Below are 18,173 nucleotides of genomic sequence, written 5' to 3' on the forward strand. Positions count from 1 at the left end.
GGGGTACCGACCAGCGAGGTCAGGCAACGGTGGGTCGGCACACGGTCACCGCGACCGAGACCGTCACATTCACCGCACCGTCGCCGGCGAACTCGGCGGCCAGGTCGGCGAAGTCGCTCTGCCGGAGGTGGAAGGCCGACGGGCCCATCCCGGCGAGATCGGCGATCGTCGACGCGGGAATGGTCACCTGGTGGGTGAGTTCATGCTCGTCGATGATCTGCACGTGATCGGCCAGCGCGGCGTGCACGCGGGTGGATTTCGCGTCGTCGACCGACAGCATGCGCATCGGACCGACGATCTCTCCGAGGTGAGCGGGCAACGGGCGGACCAGGATCAGGACTCCGTCGGGGCGGAGCACGCGGACGAACTCGGCGACGTTGCGCGGCGAGAAGACCGACAACACCACTGATGCACTGCCGTCGGCCACCGGCAGACCGCGCCAGATGTCGGCGACGACGGCGGTGAGCGGGACCGGACCGCGGGCGAGCGCGCGAGCGCTCTGCCGGGACAGGTCGACACCCAGACCACGAGGTGTGACACCACGATCGGCCGCGGCGGTCAGAGCGGCACGTAGATAATGCCCGCCGCCGGCCCCGGCGTCGACGATCAGCGGTCGCCGTTCCGAGTTCGCGGAAACGAGAGCATCAGCGGCCAGCGTCGCGGTCGTCTCGACCACCTTCGCGAGAACACCGGCGCGGTGGACCCGATCGCGCGCGGCCACCATTTCGGCGGTGTCGGCCCGCAACGTCCCCGACCGACCGTCGAGCAACGACACATAACCCTGGCGCGCGACGTCGAAAGTGTGTGCCGCCGAACAGCGTAGCGATCCGCCGACGATCTCCAAGGAACCCGCACACACGGGGCAACGCAGTACGTCGATCACCGCGGCGATGGCCGCCACCCGACCCGGCGTCTCAGTCATCGGCGTGCCAGCAGGTCGGGCTGCCTACGTGCAGCGAGGTCAGCCGGTGACCCCGCGCAGTTCCTCCCCGAGTGCGGCGGCCTCGTCGGCGGTCAGCTCCACGACCAACCGTCCGCCGCCTTCGATCGGAATCCGGACAACGATCCCACGTCCTTCCTTGGCCGCTTCGAGGGGCCCGTCCCCAGTACGTGGCTTCATTGCCGCCATTCTCAAGCTCCCTTCAACGACGTCCCTGCCAGGAACATGATACGTGCCCAGCACCTTCGACCCGTCAGGAGTGCGACGAGTCGGCGCCTCCGACCTGCTCCGAGCCGTCGGGCCGCGACGCCGAGACCGCCCCGGGGCCGGGCGGCGCGTGGTGGCCGGGGGGCGCCGTGCTGGTCGGATCGCTGTCGCCGATGGACGTCTCACCGGCCGGCCAGGCCCGCTCGTGCCGGTTATGCAGATCGGTGAGAACCCCACGCAGATCATCGATCTCGGCGGCCAGCCGGGCCAACGCCCAATCCACTTCGGCCGCCTTGTATCCGCGAAAGGTCTGGGCGAAACGCAGTGCGCGGACGTCATTGCCGGTGACCGCCGACGACGGCAGCGTCGTCAGCGTGGCGTCGGGCTCGAGTGGCGGAAGTTCCTCACCGCGACCGAAAACAAACCACACGACGGCGAACACCACCGCGACGACGACCGCCATGATCAGCAAATACAGCAAGATCGTCTGCATGCGTCAATCTTGGCAGACGGCCCCGGACGCGACGGTGCGCCCCGGCCGCAGCTGTCAGGAAGCCATCTCCGTGTCGTCGAGTTCGGCGGGCCGGATGGTGTTCATCGGCGGTCGGTCCTCTAGATAGACCTCGGTGGTGTGCGGGGTGAACGAGCCGTCGGGCTCCGCGGTGAACTGGGTCAGGCCCACACCGGAATCGTCGAGTCCGCACCGGCGCATGAGGGTGCCCACGATCTGCCTGCTCATCACGCCGAGCTCGATCAGCGGCCGGTTGCGATGGGTGCGCACACCGAGATTCACCTGTCCGATGCCGCCGAGTCCGTACCGGTCGTAGGTGTCGATCAGCAGGCCGATCTCGACGCCGTAGCCGGGTGCGAACGGCACCGACGACAGCAGTTCGCGGGTGCCCGCATATTCGCCGCCGAGTGGCTGCAGCACGGCGGTCAGATCCGGCTTCTGCGAGGCCAGCAGCGGACGTGCGACGAGTTCGGTGACCCGACCGCCGCCGTTGGCGTCCTGGGTGCCCCCGGTGCGCAGGGGACGGCGGTAGTAACCCTTCACCAACTGGATCTCCGGGTTGATGAGCAGCGGGCCGAGCATCTTTGGCACGAACATCGGATCCGGATCGATCAGATCCGAGTCCACGAAAGCGATGATGTCGCCGGTGGTGACGGCGATGGACCGCCACAGGACCTCGCCCTTGCCCTTGACCGGGGTCAGTTCCGGGACGGCCTCCTCCCGAGAGATCACCTCGGCACCGGCCGCGTGGGCCAGCTCGGCGGTCGCGTCGGTCGATCCGGAGTCGAGCACCAGCAGTTCGTCGACAAGGGTGCCGACCAGCGGCCGGATGGTCGCGATGACGTCGGCGACGGTCTCCTCCTCGTTCAGTGCGGGCAACACCACCGAGACGGTGCGCCCGTTCTTGGCGGCGACGAGTTCGGCGATGGTCCAGTCGGGTTGTTCCCAGGTGTGCGTGCATGACCAGCTCTGCTTGCTGGTTGCGGTCTGCGCCGGGGTCGGCCAGATGGCCGTCCGGTCGCGATTGTTGGCGGCGGTGGCCGTTCGGGTGGTGGCCGGTCGGGCGGCCTTGCCTGCTGGACGGTTCTGTCGGGTTCGACGTGCCTGTTCGGTCATGCGAGTCCCCTCACGGTTCGGGCGGGAGGTCTGATCCCGGCGATGGCAGCAACCATGTCGACCACGCGACGGGTGGCGGCGACCTCGTGGACGCGAAAGATCCGGGCGCCGTGGGCGGCGCTCAGAGCGGTCGCGGCGAGGGTCCCCTCCAGCCGTTGATCGAGATCCACACCCAGAGTCTCCCCCACAAAGTCCTTGTTGCTCAGCGCCATCAGCACCGGCCAGCCGGTATTAACAAGAACTTTCACGTCGCGTAACAAGGCCAGCCCGTGGTGGGTGTTCTTGCCGAAGTCGTGTGTCGGATCGATGACGATCGAGTCCCGGGCCACCCCGGCTTCGGCGGCCCGTTCGGCCGCCCCACCCAGTTCGGCGACGACCTCGCCGACGATGTCGGCGTATCCGACGCGATGCGGACGGGTGCGGACGGTGGCGCCGCCGGTGTGCGAGCACACGATGCCCGCGCCGCGCGCGGCGGCCACCGAGACCAGGCCGGGGTCGGCGCCCGCCCAGGTGTCGTTGATGAGGTCCGCCCCGGCGGCGCAGGCCGCGTCGGCGACCTCGGCGCGCCAGGTGTCCACGCTGATGATCAGGTCCGGGTAGGACTCTCGAATCCACCCGATCATCGGGACGACGCGCGCCGCTTCGGTCTCGGCGTCGACCTCCTCCCCCGGACCGGCCTTGACCCCACCGATGTCGACGATGTCGGCGCCCTCGGCGACGACCTGGGCGATGCGGGCCTGCGCCGCGTCGTCGGCGAAGCTGGCCCCCCGGTCGTAGAAGGAATCCGGTGTCCGGTTGACGATCGCCATCACCAGGGCGCGGTCGGTCGCCACCGGACGTCCGCACAGGGTGGGGCTCACGGAGTCGGCCTCGAGCATGCGACCAGGGTACGGACGCTGCGGACCCGTCCGGTCCTCAGCCCTTGGGCACTTTGGCCGCGGCCACGTCGTCGGCGTAGGAATCGTAGTAGTCGACGTAGCCCTTCGAATGTCCGCACAGCACCAGCAGTGGGTCGTCGCCGGTGTCGGAGTAGCCCTGTTCCCGCAGCTCCACCTTGCGGCTCTTGAACGTCGAGGTCTGCTCGAGCTCTTCGACGACCCGGATGAACAGCGGGACCGCGTAGTCCGGCAACACGTCGTAGAGGTGTTCGGCGAGCTCTTTACCGTCGAGATCGGCGCCGTCGCGCACGGTGACCGCGGCCATCCCCGCCTTGCCGTCGGTGCCGGGGATCTCGACACCGAAGACCACCGACTGGCTGATGTCGGCGATGCCGTCGAGGCCCGCCTCCACCTCGGTGGTCGCGACGTTCTCCCCTTTCCAGCGGAACGTGTCGCCGAGCCGATCGACGAACGCGATGTGGGAGAAGCCCTGATCACGGACCAGGTCACCGGAGTTGAACCACTCGTCGCCGTCCTTGAAGGCGTCCCGGATGATCTTCTTCTCGGTCTCCTCCGGATCGGTGTAACCGTCCACCGGCACCCGGTCGTTGACCCCGGAGATGAGCAGGCCCGTGCCGCCCCGGCCGACCTTGGTGAGGCGGCCGTCGGCGTTGCGTTTGGGTTCGCCGTCCTCGTCGTATTCGACGATCGCGTACGGCAGCGGGCAGAAACCGGCGGTCCGGCTGGCACTGAAGGCGTTGACGAACACCAGGTTGAGTTCACTGGCCCCGTAGAACTCGACGATGCGGTCGATGCCGAATCGTTCCTGGAATTCGTCCCAGATATCGGGCCGCATCCCGTTGCCCACGCACAGCCGCACCGAGTGTGTGCGGTCGGTGGGCTTCTCGGGCTGGGCCAGCAGGTAGCGGCACAGTTCGCCGATGTAGCAGAACGCGGTCGCCCGGTTGAGGATGACGTCGTCCCAGAACTTCGACGCCGAGAAGTGCTTGCCGATGGCGATGCAGGCACCGGCGGCCAGCACCGACGACAACGACACCGACAGCGCATTGTTGTGATAGAGCGGCAGCGGGACGTACATGGTGTCGCTCTGCCGCAACCGGACGGCGAGGCCGCCGATCCCCGACAGGCTGGCCAGCCAGCGATTGTGGCTCATCACCGACGCCTTCGGCAGGCCGGTGGTGCCCGAGGTGAAGATGTAGAAGGCCTTGGTGGCCGCCGGTAGGGTCTCGGTGACCGCCGGATCGGTCTCCGGTTTGCCCTCGGCGGCGGCGTCGAACTCCGCGAAGTCGAAGACGTGCTCGGGCAGTGCCTCCGACGGGATCGACTCGAAGGCCTCCGCGCAGTCCGGGTCGTGGACGAGCACCCGGGCGCCGAGCAGCTTCATGCTGTGTTCGATGACGTTGCCGCGCTGGTTGTAGTTCAGCATTCCGGCGATCGCACCGAGTTTGACGGTGGCGAGCATCAGGAACAGGTCGGTCGGGCAGTTCTTGGACAGGATCGCGACCACGTCGCCCTTGCCGACCCCGTTGTCGGCGAGCACCGCCGCGTAGCGGTTGACCGTCCGGTTGGCCTCGCCGTAGGTGGTGGTCTTGCCCTCGAAACGCACGAACGGCCGGTCCGGATGCGACGCCGCGTGTTGCTGGAAGATCCGCCCGATGGTGCGCTTGGCGTCGGCCGGCCGCCGGATGAGTCCCGGCGCGTGGCGGATCATCTGATGGGCCTGCGGCGCCATCTTGACCACGCCTTTGACCAGGTCTGTGAGGCCGACGACCGCCTTGGTGTCGTGAGAGGGCATTGCGAGTCTCGCTCTCCGAGGTTGGGTTACAACGCGCGTTGTTCTCTGGTGACGCTCACCTTACCGGTCAGTAGCAAGCGGTCCGGACGGCGTGTCGGCGATGAGTTCGAGGGCGCCCGCCACCGATTCGGTGATGAGCAATCTCGATAGCGCCCGTGCCCCCACGAAACCCTGCCCCTGCAAGTCTCGCAGCCACGTGAGCAGCGGCGCATAGAAATCGAAGGGATCGAGCAGGACCACCGGCTTGGCATGCATTCCGAGGTAACCGGCGGTCCAGGTCTCGAACAGTTCCTCGAGGGTGCCGATGCCGCCCGGCAGGGTGATGAAGGCGTCGGCGCGCTCGTCCATCAGTCGTTTGCGCTCGCGCATCGTCTCGGTGATGACGAGTTCGTCGGCATCGAGGTCGGCGACCTCACGGTCCATCAGGGCACGCGGGATGATCCCGACGGTCCTGCCCCCGGCGGCCCGTGCGGCCTCGGCCAGCGCCCCCATCATCGAGATGTTGCCGCCGCCGGACACCGTGACATGTCCGGCACGCGCGAGTGCGGTCCCGACGTCGGCGGCCAGTGCCAAAAAACGCCCGTCCACCGGGCCCGACGCGCAGTAGACACAGACCGCACTCACGGTTTGACCGTCCCACTGCTGTCGCGTCCCTCGCGGGTGGCGTCGATGACCTCGACCACCTCGGCCGGGTCGTCGACGATGCTCAGCAGGTCGAGATCCTCGGGCGAGATCATCCGCTTGGTCAGCAGGACCTCGCGCATCCAGTCGACGAGCGGCCCCCAGTGGTCGCGCCCGACGAGCACGATGGGGAAACGCACGACCTTTTTCGTCTGGACGAGGGTGAGCGCCTCGAACATCTCGTCCAGGGTGCCGAGTCCGCCCGGCAGACAGACGAAGGCCTGCGCGTACTTGACGAACATCGTCTTGCGTACGAAGAAGTAGCGGAAGTTCATCCCGAGATCGACCCATGGATTCAGATGCTGTTCGAACGGCAGCTCGATGTTGAGGCCGATCGACTGCGCACCCGCGCGCCGCGCGCCCTCGTTGGCGGCCTGCATCGCGCCGGGGCCGCCGCCGGTGATCACGGCATAACCGGCCTCCCCCAGAGCCCGCCCCACCTCGACGCCGAGCCGGTACTCGTCGGAGTCGGGCGCGGTGCGGGCCGAGCCGAAGACCGTGACCGCCTCGGCGACGTCGCTCAGCGCGTCGAAGCCGGCAACGAACTCGGACTGGATGCGCAGGACCCGCCACGAGTCCCGCATCGTGCGTTCGGCCCGCAGCGTCGAATCGCGGGGATCCACCCATTCCAGCAGCCGCCGGTCGGTGGTCTTGCCGCGCTGACCGCGCCGGACCCGGATCGGCCCGACGTAGCAGGTCTCATCGTCTTCGGGGAGTTCGGTCTCGGGCTGTTCGGGATCAGTGAGGGACATGGCGCACACGTTATCGCCCACCCATCCGCCGGGCGTCGCGATCCATCGACCGTGCTGCCGGACGCGTTCACCGACGGATTGCGGCTCAGCTCAGATAGTCGCGCAGGATGCTGGTCACGTCGCGGATCTGGTCGACGGGCACCCGCTCGTCGACGCGATGGGCCAGGTTGGGATCGCCGGGCCCGAGGTTGACCGCCGGGATGCCCCGCGCGGAGAACCGTGCGACGTCGGTCCAGCCGTACTTGGCACGGAATCGACCGTCGGCCGCCGCCACCAGCGCCGCCGCGGCCGGATGGCCGAGCCCGGGCAGAGCGCCGGCCGCCGAGTCGGTGACCTCGAGCGTCACCCCGTCCGAGAGCTGCTCGGCGAAGACCTCCCGCACATGGGCCACCGCCTGCTCCTCGGAACGATCGGGCGCGAACCGGAAGTTGACGTCGACGTGGGCGGCGTCGGGGATCACGTTGCCGGCCACCCCGCCGCCGAGGCCGACGGCCGAGAGTCCCTCGCGGTATTCACATCCGTCGATGTCGACCCGACGCGGGGTGTAGGCGGCCAGCGTGGTGAGAACGGCACCGAGTTTGTGGATCGCGTTGTCGCCCATCCACGATCGTGCCGAATGGGCCCGCGTACCCGCGGTCGACAACCGGACCCGCAGCGTCCCCTGACAGCCCGCCTCGATCTGGCCGGCCGTCGGCTCGCCGAGGATTGCCACGTCGCCGACGAGCCAGTCCGGCAACTCGCGTTCGATGAACCCGAGCCCGTTGTACTGCGCGGCGATCTCCTCGCAGTCGTAGAAGATCAGTGTGAGGTCCGGCCCCGGGTCGGTGAGCGTCGCGGCCAGGTGCAGGAAAACGGCATCACCGGACTTCATGTCGACGGTGCCGCATCCGTGCAGGACGTCACCTTCGGCGTCGTCGGATGTGCGACGGTGCGGGAGGTTACCCGCCACCGGCACGGTGTCGAGATGCCCGGCCAGGATCACCCGGCGGTCCCGGCCCCGATCGGTGCGCGCCAGCACCTGGTTGCCGTGCCGGATCACCTCGAAGCCGGATGTCTGTGCCCGCAAAGCGGATTCGACGGCGTCGGCGATCGGTCCCTCGTTGCGCGATTCGCTCTCGATGTCGACGAGCGCCGCGGTCAGATCAACGGGATCGGCGGTGAGGTCGAGGACTGCTGCCATACGTTCACCGTAGCCGCCGGTCGTCACCGTGATCACCGTGGTCGGCCGGCACCCGTCTCACGCGGTGGGGGTCAGCGTGGCCGCGCCGAAGGACACGCTGAACCGCACACACCACAGGAACACCGCCGGATATCGTGCGAGGTCGACGTGTGCCGGGATCTCGTAGACCTGATTCCCCTTGTTGCCCTTGATGGGTCCGAGGTCGACGTTGTCGGCATTCGCAGCTGTTCGCCAGCCACCGACTCCCTCCTTGACCTCTCCGTCCGACAACCAGACGTGCACGTCGGGACCAGTCGTCGTATCGAGCTCCCGGATCGCCAGAATCCTTGTGCCATCCGGCTTCTCGATCACCGAGACCTCACCGGAGGTGGAGTGCTCGTGACTGATCAGCGACCCCGATGACAGCTGGACCGGGCCCGCCGGTGGAGTCTGACCCGGCGTCACGGGTGCGGTGGCGGCCACCGGGATCTCGTCGTCGACCTCGTTGTCGACGAAGATGAGCCACGGCTGGAAGAGAACCGCGCCCACCGCGAGCGCGATGACGAGCGCGGCGCCGAGTCCGCCGACGATCCACGGCCAGCGTCGTCGTCGGCGCGGCGTGGCCTGGTGCGTGGATTGAGACGAATCGGACATACGCCGAGATTAGGGTCCACCGGCCGCACTGACCAGCCGATTGGCCCGAACGCATGACATGACGACCGCAGGCAGATCTGTCCGAAACGTTCATGCGGCGGCACCGAACGGCCGACTAACGTCAGCGCCCATGAACACCACGCCGCAGCCTCGCCTCAATGCCCTGTCCATCGTCGTCGCCGACATGGGTGCCGCCCTCGACTTCTACCGGCGCTGCGGACTCACCTTCGCCGACGACGCCGACGCCGCACCCCACGCCGAGACCGTCGTCGCCGGCGACTTCCGCATCATGTTCGACACCGTCGCGAGTATCGAAGCGTTCATGCCCGGGTCGACGCCCCCGAAGGGTGGGCACTCGACGATGGCGCTCGCCTTCGAATGCGCCACGCCGGCAGCCGTCGACGACGTGCACAACGCCCTCGTCGACGCCGGACACCCGTCGAGTCTCGCGCCCTTCGACGCGGTCTGGGGTCAGCGCTATGCCGCGGTCACCGATCCCGACGGTCACGTCGTCGACTTCTACTGCTCTCTCACCGATTCATGAATTCCGTTGGTGCACAGCCGGTCAGATCCCGAAACTCTCGGTACATGTGGGCGTAGTCGGCGTAACCGCACGTCGCCGCGATCGCACTCAATCCGCCCTCGTCGCGTTCCTGCGGAGAACGATCGATGCGGTCGAGGGCCGCGCGCATCCGCAGAATCCGGGCAAGCGTCTTGGGCCCGTACCCGAAGTACTCGTGCGCCCGCCGATGCAGCGTTCGCTCCGACATCGCGACCTGCCGCGCGACCGCGGTCACCGACGCTCCCTCGCGCAACGACTCGACGACCCCACCGACCCAGGCGGGGGTGGACTCGCGTTGCCGTCGGCGACACCAGGCCAGGAGTTCGGTCCCGGGTGCAGTCGACTCGTGCAGTGAGTCGGTGAGCCGCCGCACGTCGCCGGCCGGCCAGACCTCGGCAACCGGGATCCGCAGGTCGCGGCACTCCGCAGCGCGGACACCGAGGATCGTGGGCCCCTGCCCCGGATCGAACCGGACCGCCGTCATCGTCGAGACGGTCTCGACGTGTGTCGTGTTGGGTGCGACGTCGGGACCGGCGATGATCAGATCGTGGCCGGTCCAGATCAGATCCATGCACCCATCGGGCAGCACGCTGGTCACGCCGGCCGGCCGCGATGCCGTCCATGCCACACCGGGCAGTCCGGCGCAGCGGCGTTCCCGGTAGGGGACCCCGGGTTGCGCTGCCGTCACCGGTCCCAGTATTCCCCACCGGTAGACTCACCACCCGTGACTACAACAGGCGCCATCGCAACCGGTATCGCGACCGTGACCAACGGCGGCTCCGCCGACACCGGAGTCGTCCTCGACACCTGGTTCCCGGCACCGGAACTCGACACCGTCGCATCGGCGGAAACCGTTGTCCTCGACGAGGATTCGACTCCGGCACATCTGCGTGACCTGGTCGGAGTCGACGAGGCCCGCGGCGTGCGGACCGTCGCGGTTCGCACCACCATCAGCGACCTGTCCGCCGCCCCGCTCGACGCCTACGACGTCTACCTCCGCCTGCATCTGCTCTCCCATCGGCTGGTGAAGCCGCACGGCGTCAGCCTCGAAGGCCAGTTCGGTCTGCTGGCGAATGTGGTGTGGACCAATCACGGCCCGTGCGCGGTGGACGGTTTCGAGTCGGTGCGGGCCAAGCTGCGCGCCCGCGGGGCGGTCACCGTGTACTCGGTCGACAAGTTCCCGCGCATGGTCGACTACGTGCTGCCCGGTGGGGTGCGGATCGGCGACGCCGACCGTGTCCGCCTCGGCGCCCACCTCGCCGCCGGCACCACGGTGATGCACGAGGGATTCGTCAACTTCAACGCCGGCACGCTCGGGTCGTCGATGGTCGAGGGCCGCATCTCGGCGGGCGTCGTCGTCGGGGACGGCTCGGACGTCGGTGGCGGCGCGTCGACGATGGGCACCCTCTCCGGCGGCGGCAAGGAGATCATCGCACTCGGCAAGCGGTGTCTGCTCGGCGCCAACTCGGGCTGCGGCATCCCCCTCGGCGACGACTGCGTCATAGAGGCAGGCCTCTACCTGACCGCGGGCACCAAGGTCACCGGTCCCGACGGCACGGCGATCAAGGCCCGCGAACTCGCCGGCCAGTCCAATCTGCTGTTCCGCCGCAACAGTCTCACCGGCGCGGTCGAGGTGGTGCCGTGGAAGGGCGACGGCATCGCGTTGAACGAGATGCTGCACAAGCACAACTGATCTCGTCGGTTGCCCGTTGCCTCGCTTGCCGGGTCAGCGGGCACCTGGTTCGACGGCAACCGCGTTCTCCCGCCGGCCGCTCAGGCCGACAGGCGGTCTCGCGCCGCGGCGATCCGTTCGTCGGTCGCGGTGAGCGCCATCCGGACGTGCCGCACCCCGGCCGGCCCGTAGAAGTCGCCGGGTGCGGCCAGGATGCCGCGTTCGGCGAGCCAGGCCACGGTGTCCCGGCAGGGTTCGTCGCGGGTTGCCCACAGATAGAGCCCCGCTTCGGAATCGTCGACGCGGAATCCGGCAGCCGTGACAGCGCCCAGCAGGATCTCCCGCCGAGCGCGGTACCGCTCACGTTGCTCGTCGACATGCGCATCGTCGTCGAGTGCGGCGGTCATCGCGGTCTGCACCGGGAACGGGACCATCAGCCCGGCGTGTTTGCGCACCGCCAGCAGTTCACCGATGAGCTCGGGGTCGCCGGCCAGGAAACCAGCGCGGTAGGACGCGAGGTTGGAGATCTTCGACAACGAGTGCACGGCCAGCAGGCCCGTGTGGTCCCCATCGCACACTCGCGGATCGAGGATGGAGAGCGCCTCGTCGTCCCAGCACAGACCCAGGTAGCACTCATCGGATACCAGCACGGTGCCGCGTTCGCGCGCCCAGCCGACGACCTTGCGCAGATGGTCGACGCCTAGCACCTTGCCCGTCGGATTCGACGGCGAATTGATGAACATCAGCGCCGGCGCCGACGGTCCGAGTTGCAGAGTCGAATCGGCACGCACCGCGTTCGCACCGGCCAGCAACGCGCTGACCTCGTACGTCGGATAGGCGACTTCGGGGATCACGACGGTGTCCCCGGCCCCGATCCCCAGCAGCGACGTCAGCCCGGCGATGGCCTCCTTGGTGCCGATCACCGGGAGGATGCCGGACTCATCGAGACCCGTCACACCATGCCGACGCGCCAGCGACGACGCCGCGGCCCGCCGCAGTTCGACGGTGCCGATCGTCGTCGGATAGCCGGGAAACCCCGAACCGGCTGCCAGTGCGTCCCGGATCAGCGCGGGCACCGGATCCACCGGCGTCCCGACCGAGAGGTCGACGATGCCGCCGGGATGGGCGGCTGCCGCGGCCTTGGCCCCGGCGAGCGTGTCCCAGGGGAAATCGGGCAGGGATGCACTGACTCGACCCCTGAACCCGGCCTTCACGTCGGCCCCGGCCTTCACTGGAGTGTCAGTCCTCTTCGTTCATCGGCGGCAGACCCTTGATGAACGGGGCGTCGTAGTCGACCTTGCCGACCTTGCTCGCACCGCCGGGCGAACCGAGTTCGTCGAAGAAGTCGGCATTCGCGCTGACGTACGGTTCCCACTCGTCGGGGACATCATCCTCATAGAAGATCGCCTCGACCGGACACACCGGTTCACAGGCACCACAGTCGACACATTCGTCGGGCTGGATGTAGAGGGCGCGCCCGCCCTCGTAGATGCAGTCGACCGGGCACTCCTCGACACAAGCCTTGTCCATGACATCGACACAAGGCTCGGCGATGATGTACGTCACCACACTCTCCTTCGCTGGAAGACTCCGTGGGAGGCCGACGCGCTCTTCACCGCGACGACGCTCCGCTCGCGACACAAGGGCTGATTGCGCCGCAGTACGGACAGCCATCGACGTCGCCCGAGCCGAACGGGCCCTTCTGAGCGATGTGCATGGTGTCCGCCACCCCACAGTATCCGCCCAGGGGCTGCTCTCCGAAAAATCGGCCCGTCGCGACCAGGGCGAATGCAGCGCCTTCGTAACGTGGATCACACGGCACGCCCGAGCTGCCGGCGTCGGCGCTCTTTGCGATCAGCGTGCCGACAACCCTGGCCCAGCGCGACAGGGGGGTTCATCGTCGAGGCATGACCGCACACGCCGACCTGGGAATCGCGACGGCGACGGGCTCGCACTGTTGTCGGTGACGCCCACCGACCCCCTCCCGACCCCATCGCACCCAAGGAACCGTCGATGACCTCAACCCTCTCGCGTGTGCCGTCCGATCGTCTTCTGCGCGGCGGCCTCGACACCACCCGGCGTCGTAGCCATCTACCCACCCGGCTCCGGCCCGCCGACCTCCTGCGCATCACCGACCAGTGCGTCGCCGACGTCCTCGACGGCATGCACGACGCCCTCCTCCCGACGGAATGGGACCCGGTGCACCGGTGGGCCACCCGCATCCACACCGACAACGACGTGGACGTCTGGCTGATCAGTTGGACACCCGGCGAGTCGACCGAACTGCACGACCACGCCGGATCGCTCGGCGCCCTCACCGTGTTGTCGGGTTCGCTGCGCGAGTACCACTGGACGGGCGATGATCTGGCTGTGCGCATTCTCGGCGAGGGCGATCAGGCCGCGTTCCCACTCGGGTGGGTGCACGACGTGATGCGTAATCCGCCGCCGGCCGACGCCGCGCCCGCCGACGCCGAGATGTCGCCGGTCACCCTGAGCGTGCACGCGTACTCACCGCCGCTGACCGCGATGTCCTACTACGACGTCACCGAGGACGGCGCGCTTCGCCGCACCCGCACCGAGCTGACGGATCAGCCCGAATGAGCGCTCACACCTCGGTGGCGGCCGTGCCGCGGACCATCGATGACGTGCTGGCCGCCGCGCGCGCCCGGCTCCATCGTCTGCCCGCGAGCGAGGTGGCCGACGAGATCGCCGACGGCGCGATCCTGGTCGACATCCGGCCCGCCGCGCAGCGCACCGAGGAGGGTGCGGCGCCGGGCGCCGTCGTCATCGAACGCAACGTGCTCGAGTGGCGTTGCGACCCCACCAGCGATGCGCGCATTCCCGCCGCCGTCGACCACGACGTCCGCTGGATCATCCTCTGCTCGGAGGGCTACACCTCCAGCCTCGCTGCCGCCGCACTGCAGGAGCTGGGGCTGCATCGCGCCACCGACGTGATCGGTGGGTACCAGGCGCTGAGCAGACTCGACACCCCGGGCACTGCATCTGCCGATTGAGCCGGGTCGATCCCCCTGCGGGTGGAGCCGTCGCGTGCCGGTCAGGCGACCGCGGGCCAGGGCAGGCCCGCCGGTCGGGTGTCGGCGGCCAGACCTGTCGTCGGATCACTCAGTGCGGCAACGTGGTGTGCCAGGGCGGGATCGATCCACCGATCGCCGGCGAGGACATACGGCGGCTGGGCGGTGATCCGTTCGGTGAGAACGAAACCCGACGCGGCGGTGATGTCGGCCAGCACGTCGAGGTTGGGCCAGGGACGTTCGGGATTCACGTGGTCGGGTGTCAGCGGCGAGACACCGCCCCAATCGTCGACGCCGGACGCGATGAGTGCGGCACACTCCGCTGCCGACACCAGATTCGGTGGCGCCTGGATGCGCATGTCCGCACCGAGGACGATGCGTGCCACGGCGACGGTGGCGAGGAACTCGCTCATCTCGGCGTCGGGTGTACCGCGCATGGCGGTGTCGGGCTTGGCGCGGAAGTTCTGCACGATCACCTCCTGCACGTGCCCGTGGTCGCGGTGCACCTCGGCGATGGCCAGCAACGATTCCGCCCGCTCCACAAGGCTTTCGCCGATGCCCACCAGGATGCCCGTGGTGAACGGGACACCCACCGCGCCGGCATCGCGCAGCACCTGCAACCGCACCAGCGGGTCCTTGTCGGGGCTGCCGTAATGCGGCTGCCCCTTCTCGGTGAACAACCGGCGCGACATCGTCTCGAGCATCATCCCCATCGACGGCGCCACCGGACGCAGCCGGGTCATCTCGTCGGCGCTCATCACGCCGGGGTTCAGGTGCGGAAGCAGACCGGTTTCCTCGAGGACGGCCACCGCGGCGGCCCGCACGTACTCCAGCGTCGACGAGTACCCGCGCGCCGCCAACCAGTCGCCGGCCTGCCGCCACCGATCCTCCGGGCGATCCCCCAGAGTGAAAAGTGCTTCCTTGCAGCCCAGTTGCGCACCCCGGCGGGCGATGTCGACCACCTGATCGAGTTCGAGGTACATGCCCTCACCGGCGCGCGCCAGTTTGCCCGGCACCGTGACGAAGGTGCAGTAGTGGCAGCGGTCGCGGCACAACCGGGTCAACGGGATGAAGACCTTGCGCGAATAGGTGATCTGACCGGCCCGGCCGACCGCGGCCAGACCGGTGTCACGCAGATCGGCGGCGATCGCTTGCAGTTCCACCAGATCGGACCCCGAAGACGAGAGCAGCGCCGTCGCCTCGTCGAGCCCGATCGGTTCCCCGCTACGCGCCGCCTCGAGAGCGGCACGCACGGTCATCTGTTCACGCGTCATCGTGGGTCTCCCTCGTGACTCGACGTCGCCGGCACCCGATCGCCGACGCGGAACCCCCGGTGGAAAACGGTTCCGGATCGAAGGTGCCGTTGCGTTCGCGGAACGACTCCGCGGTACCCGGCCACAGCAGGGTGAGACGACCGCTGCGGGGGTCGACATACCAACTGTCGCAACCGGTCAGCCAGACCGTGGACGCGCTGCGTTCATCGATCTCCCGAGTGTAGGCCGCCTCGGCGTCGGCGCTCACCTCCAGCCATGTCGCGCCGGCGGCGTCGAGGTGATCGAGCGCGCCGAGCACATAGTGGAGTTGGGTCTCGATCATGTAGATGGCCGAGTTGTGGCCGAGCGCGGCATTGGGCCCGTCGAGTACGAAGAAGTTGGGGAATCCGCTGACGACGGTGGACGCATAGGACACCATGCCGTCGGCCCAGTGGTCGCGCAGCAGATGGCCGTCCCGGCCGGCGATACGTCCGGCGGCGGGCGGGCGGGCGGCTTCGAATCCCGTTGCCATGACCAGGATGTCGAGATCGTAGCGGCGCCCGCTGCGGGCAGTGGCCTTGCTCTCGGTGACCGAGGCGAGTGCGCTGGGCTCGAAGGTGACGTTCGGTTGTTGCAACGCCGGATAGAAGTCGTCGCTCAACAGGATCCGCTTGCAGCCGATCTCGTAGCCGGGGGTCAGCGCCGCACGTAGCTGCGGGTCCGCCACCTGGGTGTGCAGTTGTGTGTGCGCCCGGGCGCGGATCTCATCGATGTCGGGGTGGAGTCCGAGGCGCTGCCGGAAGGCTCGATCGGCGTCGCGAAGCATGTTCTCGCGCACCGCATTCGCAGTATCCGGGTCGAGCATCGCGGCACGCTCGGCGTCGGAGTAGGGGCGATCGTCCCGCGGCACCACATACGGCGGGGTGCGACTGAAGACGACGAGTTCCTCGGCAACCCGCGCGAGATGCGGAATGACCTGTACCGCAGACGCTCCGGTACCGACCACGCCGATCCGTGCGCCCTCGACCTCGAGCGCGTCATCCCATTCCGCGGTGTGCACGACCTGTCCCGGAAAGCTCCCGAGTCCCTCGATCTCGGGCAGCCGCGGCTCGGACAACCGGCCGACCGCCATCACCAGACTGCGCGCCCGGATCGCATACGTACCCGGTACCCCGGTGCCGTCACCGCAACCCGACGACGTCGTGGTGATCTCCCAAACATGCTCTGCCGCATCCCAGTTCGCGGCGCAGAGCGCGGCGCCGAAGCGGATGTGGGGCCGCAGTCCCTCGTCGTCGACGGTCTGCTCGAGGTAACGCCGGATCTCCGCCCCGCTCGGATAGACCGACCGCCAGTCGGCCGGCGGCCGGAACGAGAACGAGTACAGATGCGCGGGAATGTCACAGGCGATACCGGGATAGGTGTTGTCGCGCCATGTTCCCCCGACCGCATCGGCACGTTCGAGCACCACGAAGGATTCCCGGCCCCGCCGCGCGAGCAGGGTCGCCATGCCCAGACCGGCAAATCCCGCGCCGATGATCGCGACGTCGACCACCGGCGGCCGACGAGTCGCGGTCGCGGCCTGCACGTGCACTGCGGTCATGGTCGGACCTGCGGAATCTGCAGCAGCCGGTCCGCGGCGGGATCACCGTAACCGGTGGTCCGCTGTCGCGGCGTTCGTCCCGCGCGGTCGGCGATCGCCACGACGTCGTCGACGGTCAGCACCCGGCCGGCTTCGGCACCGGCCGCCGGATTCAGCTCACCGTCGAGTAGCAGCCCACCGATGTCGTCGGCACCACCGCGCAGGACACGGTCCACCACCGGGGCGTCGAGCTTGGTCCAGGCCACCTGCAGATGATCGATGTGCCCGAGAGTCATCAGCCGGGCGACCGCGTGCAGGGCGCGGGTCTCGCGTTCGCCGGGTCCGGCCACGGCGACACCGGCCAGATGCGGACCGGCATTGGCGGGCAGCATCGGCATCAGGATGAGTTCGGTGAATCCGCGGGTCCGTTCGGCGATGCGGTTGAGCAGGCGCAGATGGGCCACCTGCTGCGACGGGGTCTCCACGTGTCCGTACAACATCGTCGCGGTGGAGAACAATCCCGCCTGGTGAGCGGCCTCGATCGATTCGACCCACTGCGCCACCGACAGCGCCGGGGGGCCGCCGGCGAGAACGGCGCGGACCTCGTCGTCGAGGATCTGCGCGGCCGTCCCGGGAACCGAACCCAGACCGGCCGCCCGGGCGCGACGCAGATAGTCCGGCAGACCCACTCCCATCCGGGCGGCACCGTCGCGGATCTCGGCGGGACGGTACGCATGCAGATGCAGATCCGGCCCCTCAGCGGCGATCCGTTCGACGAGGCGCAGGTAGCCGTCCGGAGCTGCGTCGGCCGGGAGCGGGCCCTGCATGCAGATCTCGGTGGCACCGAGGTCGACCGCTTCGACGACGAGGTCCTCGAGACCGTCTCCGAGGGCGGCGACCGCCGCGGTGTCGAAGTTGCGGTTGACCACAAAGGTGAGACTCCGCCCGTCGGTCACCTCGGCGCGCACGGTGTCGGCGAGATCGCACAGGTCGTCGAGCTCGGCCTCGGCGGCACCGAGGAGCGTGATCGCATCCGCGTCATCGAGCGCCGACGGGTCCTGACGTGCCCGCCGCAACGCATTTCGGACATCGTCGACCGGGGCGCGGATGTCCGAAGCCCACGCACGCAGCACCATGCTCAACACCCTAGATGAGTGAATCCCGGGGATGTGACCGGCGTATTGTCCGGTGGCCCCGTCGCGTGTCCGATCCCGCTGCGTGGAGGCGCCTGTCGGAGTGTTGTTCGTTCTGAGTTCGTCGATGCGCATGGCCGCTGCTGCGCGTGCCGGCTCAATTTCAGGTGCGGTCATCTCACCTGCCGTCCCACGCACACGGACTTTCGGACAGTTCCCAGGCCTGGC

20 protein-coding genes are annotated in these 18,173 nt (G+C 68.5%); 4 read left to right on the top strand and 16 right to left on the bottom strand.

Annotation, left to right across the window (positions count from 1 at the left end; genetic code table 11):
• Positions 1–19: 19 nt before the first annotated feature.
• From GBRO_RS16465 to GBRO_RS16505, 10 genes are all read right to left on the bottom strand, one after another.
• Positions 20–922, bottom strand: coding sequence for a putative RNA methyltransferase (locus GBRO_RS16465; protein ID WP_012835027.1), 903 nt, complete (start codon positions 920–922; stop codon positions 20–22).
• A gap of 39 nt (positions 923–961) precedes the next feature.
• Positions 962–1,129 carry a DUF3117 domain-containing protein gene (locus GBRO_RS25380; protein WP_004019232.1) on the bottom strand — a complete coding sequence of 56 codons (168 nt, stop codon included), beginning with the start codon at positions 1,127–1,129 and terminating at the stop codon, positions 962–964.
• Between the two features lie 64 nt (positions 1,130–1,193).
• The gene (locus GBRO_RS25385; RefSeq protein ID WP_012835028.1) at positions 1,194–1,640 is read right to left on the bottom strand and encodes a DivIVA domain-containing protein; all 447 of its coding nucleotides are present in this window, start codon (positions 1,638–1,640) and stop codon (positions 1,194–1,196) included.
• 54 nt (positions 1,641–1,694) lie between these two features.
• Positions 1,695–2,774, bottom strand: a complete 1,080-nt coding sequence (locus GBRO_RS16475) for a glucosyl-3-phosphoglycerate synthase (protein WP_012835029.1) — start codon at positions 2,772–2,774, stop codon at positions 1,695–1,697.
• On the bottom strand, positions 2,771–3,652 hold the full coding sequence (folP, locus tag GBRO_RS16480; RefSeq protein ID WP_012835030.1) for a dihydropteroate synthase: 882 nt from the start codon (positions 3,650–3,652) through the stop codon (positions 2,771–2,773). Before folP ends, GBRO_RS16475 begins: the two co-directional genes overlap by 4 nt.
• Positions 3,653–3,689: 37 nt before the next feature.
• The gene (locus GBRO_RS16485; protein WP_012835031.1) at positions 3,690–5,468 is read right to left on the bottom strand and encodes a long-chain-acyl-CoA synthetase; all 1,779 of its coding nucleotides are present in this window, start codon (positions 5,466–5,468) and stop codon (positions 3,690–3,692) included.
• A gap of 60 nt (positions 5,469–5,528) precedes the next feature.
• Positions 5,529–6,092 carry an LOG family protein gene (locus tag GBRO_RS16490; protein ID WP_012835032.1) on the bottom strand — a complete coding sequence of 188 codons (564 nt, stop codon included), beginning with the start codon at positions 6,090–6,092 and terminating at the stop codon, positions 5,529–5,531.
• A complete protein-coding gene (locus tag GBRO_RS16495) occupies positions 6,089–6,901 on the bottom strand; it encodes an LOG family protein (RefSeq protein ID WP_012835033.1) in 813 nt (270 codons plus the stop codon). The genes GBRO_RS16490 and GBRO_RS16495 overlap by 4 nt, the downstream gene beginning before the upstream one ends.
• Positions 6,902–6,986: 85 nt before the next feature.
• Complete coding sequence (dapE, locus tag GBRO_RS16500) at positions 6,987–8,081, bottom strand: succinyl-diaminopimelate desuccinylase (protein WP_012835034.1); 1,095 nt, start codon at positions 8,079–8,081, stop codon at positions 6,987–6,989.
• Between the two features lie 57 nt (positions 8,082–8,138).
• Positions 8,139–8,651 (bottom strand): DM13 domain-containing protein, encoded by a 513-nt coding sequence (locus GBRO_RS16505; RefSeq protein WP_041920612.1) that lies wholly within the window; start codon positions 8,649–8,651, stop codon positions 8,139–8,141.
• A gap of 193 nt (positions 8,652–8,844) precedes the next feature.
• Between GBRO_RS16505 and GBRO_RS16510 the strand changes: the two genes are divergently transcribed.
• Positions 8,845–9,258, top strand: a complete 414-nt coding sequence (locus tag GBRO_RS16510; RefSeq protein ID WP_012835036.1) for a VOC family protein — start codon at positions 8,845–8,847, stop codon at positions 9,256–9,258.
• Here the strand turns inward: GBRO_RS16510 and GBRO_RS16515 are convergent.
• Entirely contained in the window at positions 9,245–9,964 is a 720-nt protein-coding gene (locus tag GBRO_RS16515) for a helix-turn-helix domain-containing protein (protein ID WP_012835037.1), read from the bottom strand. The genes GBRO_RS16510 and GBRO_RS16515 overlap by 14 nt on opposite strands.
• Positions 9,965–10,000: 36 nt before the next feature.
• Here GBRO_RS16515 and dapD point away from each other — a divergent pair, with 36 nt between their 5' ends.
• Entirely contained in the window at positions 10,001–10,969 is a 969-nt protein-coding gene (gene dapD / locus GBRO_RS16520) for a 2,3,4,5-tetrahydropyridine-2,6-dicarboxylate N-succinyltransferase (protein ID WP_012835038.1), read from the top strand.
• 80 nt (positions 10,970–11,049) lie between these two features.
• Here dapD and dapC read toward each other — a convergent pair whose 3' ends face one another.
• Together dapC and fdxA are read right to left on the bottom strand one after the other, a co-directional pair.
• Positions 11,050–12,180 (bottom strand): succinyldiaminopimelate transaminase, encoded by a 1,131-nt coding sequence (gene dapC / locus GBRO_RS16525; protein ID WP_012835039.1) that lies wholly within the window; start codon positions 12,178–12,180, stop codon positions 11,050–11,052.
• A gap of 7 nt (positions 12,181–12,187) precedes the next feature.
• On the bottom strand, positions 12,188–12,517 hold the full coding sequence (gene fdxA / locus GBRO_RS16530) for a ferredoxin (RefSeq protein ID WP_041919948.1): 330 nt from the start codon (positions 12,515–12,517) through the stop codon (positions 12,188–12,190).
• A 444-nt stretch (positions 12,518–12,961) separates the two neighbouring features.
• Between fdxA and GBRO_RS16535 the strand changes: the two genes are divergently transcribed.
• On the top strand, positions 12,962–13,549 hold the full coding sequence (locus tag GBRO_RS16535; protein WP_012835041.1) for a cysteine dioxygenase: 588 nt from the start codon (positions 12,962–12,964) through the stop codon (positions 13,547–13,549).
• Positions 13,546–13,962, top strand: coding sequence for a rhodanese-like domain-containing protein (locus GBRO_RS16540; RefSeq protein WP_012835042.1), 417 nt, complete (start codon positions 13,546–13,548; stop codon positions 13,960–13,962). The genes GBRO_RS16535 and GBRO_RS16540 overlap by 4 nt, the downstream gene beginning before the upstream one ends.
• 41 nt (positions 13,963–14,003) lie before the next feature.
• Here the strand turns inward: GBRO_RS16540 and cofG are convergent, their stop codons facing one another.
• Genes cofG through GBRO_RS16555 form a run of 3 tightly spaced genes read right to left on the bottom strand, consistent with a single transcriptional unit; the run spans position 14,004 to position 17,948 of the window.
• On the bottom strand, positions 14,004–15,254 hold the full coding sequence (gene cofG / locus GBRO_RS16545) for a 7,8-didemethyl-8-hydroxy-5-deazariboflavin synthase CofG (RefSeq protein ID WP_012835043.1): 1,251 nt from the start codon (positions 15,252–15,254) through the stop codon (positions 14,004–14,006).
• The gene (locus GBRO_RS16550) at positions 15,244–16,833 is read right to left on the bottom strand and encodes a flavin-containing monooxygenase (protein WP_012835044.1); all 1,590 of its coding nucleotides are present in this window, start codon (positions 16,831–16,833) and stop codon (positions 15,244–15,246) included. The genes cofG and GBRO_RS16550 overlap by 11 nt, the downstream gene beginning before the upstream one ends.
• Positions 16,830–17,948, bottom strand: coding sequence for an FO synthase (locus GBRO_RS16555; RefSeq protein ID WP_012835045.1), 1,119 nt, complete (start codon positions 17,946–17,948; stop codon positions 16,830–16,832). Before GBRO_RS16555 ends, GBRO_RS16550 begins: the two co-directional genes overlap by 4 nt.
• Positions 17,949–18,173: the final 225 nt, after the last annotated feature.

The organism is Gordonia bronchialis DSM 43247 (assembly GCF_000024785.1).
Taxonomy (GTDB): Bacteria; Actinomycetota; Actinomycetes; order Mycobacteriales; family Mycobacteriaceae; genus Gordonia; species Gordonia bronchialis.

What these genes read in the sequence shown, in the direction of transcription:
- GBRO_RS16465 (WP_012835027.1), bottom strand. Translation starts at nt 922, where the DNA reads ATGACTGAGACGCCGGGTCGGGTGGCGGCCATCGCCGCGGTGATCGAC.
- GBRO_RS25380 (WP_004019232.1), bottom strand. Translation starts at nt 1,129, where the DNA reads ATGGCGGCAATGAAGCCACGTACTGGGGACGGGCCCCTCGAAGCGGCC.
- GBRO_RS25385 (WP_012835028.1), bottom strand. Translation starts at nt 1,640, where the DNA reads ATGCAGACGATCTTGCTGTATTTGCTGATCATGGCGGTCGTCGTCGCG.
- GBRO_RS16475 (WP_012835029.1), bottom strand. Translation starts at nt 2,774, where the DNA reads ATGACCGAACAGGCACGTCGAACCCGACAGAACCGTCCAGCAGGCAAG.
- folP (WP_012835030.1), bottom strand. Translation starts at nt 3,652, where the DNA reads ATGCTCGAGGCCGACTCCGTGAGCCCCACCCTGTGCGGACGTCCGGTG.
- GBRO_RS16485 (WP_012835031.1), bottom strand. Translation starts at nt 5,468, where the DNA reads ATGCCCTCTCACGACACCAAGGCGGTCGTCGGCCTCACAGACCTGGTC.
- GBRO_RS16495 (WP_012835033.1), bottom strand. Translation starts at nt 6,901, where the DNA reads ATGTCCCTCACTGATCCCGAACAGCCCGAGACCGAACTCCCCGAAGAC.
- dapE (WP_012835034.1), bottom strand. Translation starts at nt 8,081, where the DNA reads ATGGCAGCAGTCCTCGACCTCACCGCCGATCCCGTTGATCTGACCGCG.
- GBRO_RS16510 (WP_012835036.1), top strand. Translation starts at nt 8,845, where the DNA reads ATGAACACCACGCCGCAGCCTCGCCTCAATGCCCTGTCCATCGTCGTC.
- GBRO_RS16535 (WP_012835041.1), top strand. Translation starts at nt 12,962, where the DNA reads ATGACCTCAACCCTCTCGCGTGTGCCGTCCGATCGTCTTCTGCGCGGC.
- GBRO_RS16540 (WP_012835042.1), top strand. Translation starts at nt 13,546, where the DNA reads ATGAGCGCTCACACCTCGGTGGCGGCCGTGCCGCGGACCATCGATGAC.
- cofG (WP_012835043.1), bottom strand. Translation starts at nt 15,254, where the DNA reads ATGACGCGTGAACAGATGACCGTGCGTGCCGCTCTCGAGGCGGCGCGT.
- GBRO_RS16550 (WP_012835044.1), bottom strand. Translation starts at nt 16,833, where the DNA reads ATGACCGCAGTGCACGTGCAGGCCGCGACCGCGACTCGTCGGCCGCCG.
- GBRO_RS16555 (WP_012835045.1), bottom strand. Translation starts at nt 17,948, where the DNA reads ATGGTGCTGCGTGCGTGGGCTTCGGACATCCGCGCCCCGGTCGACGAT.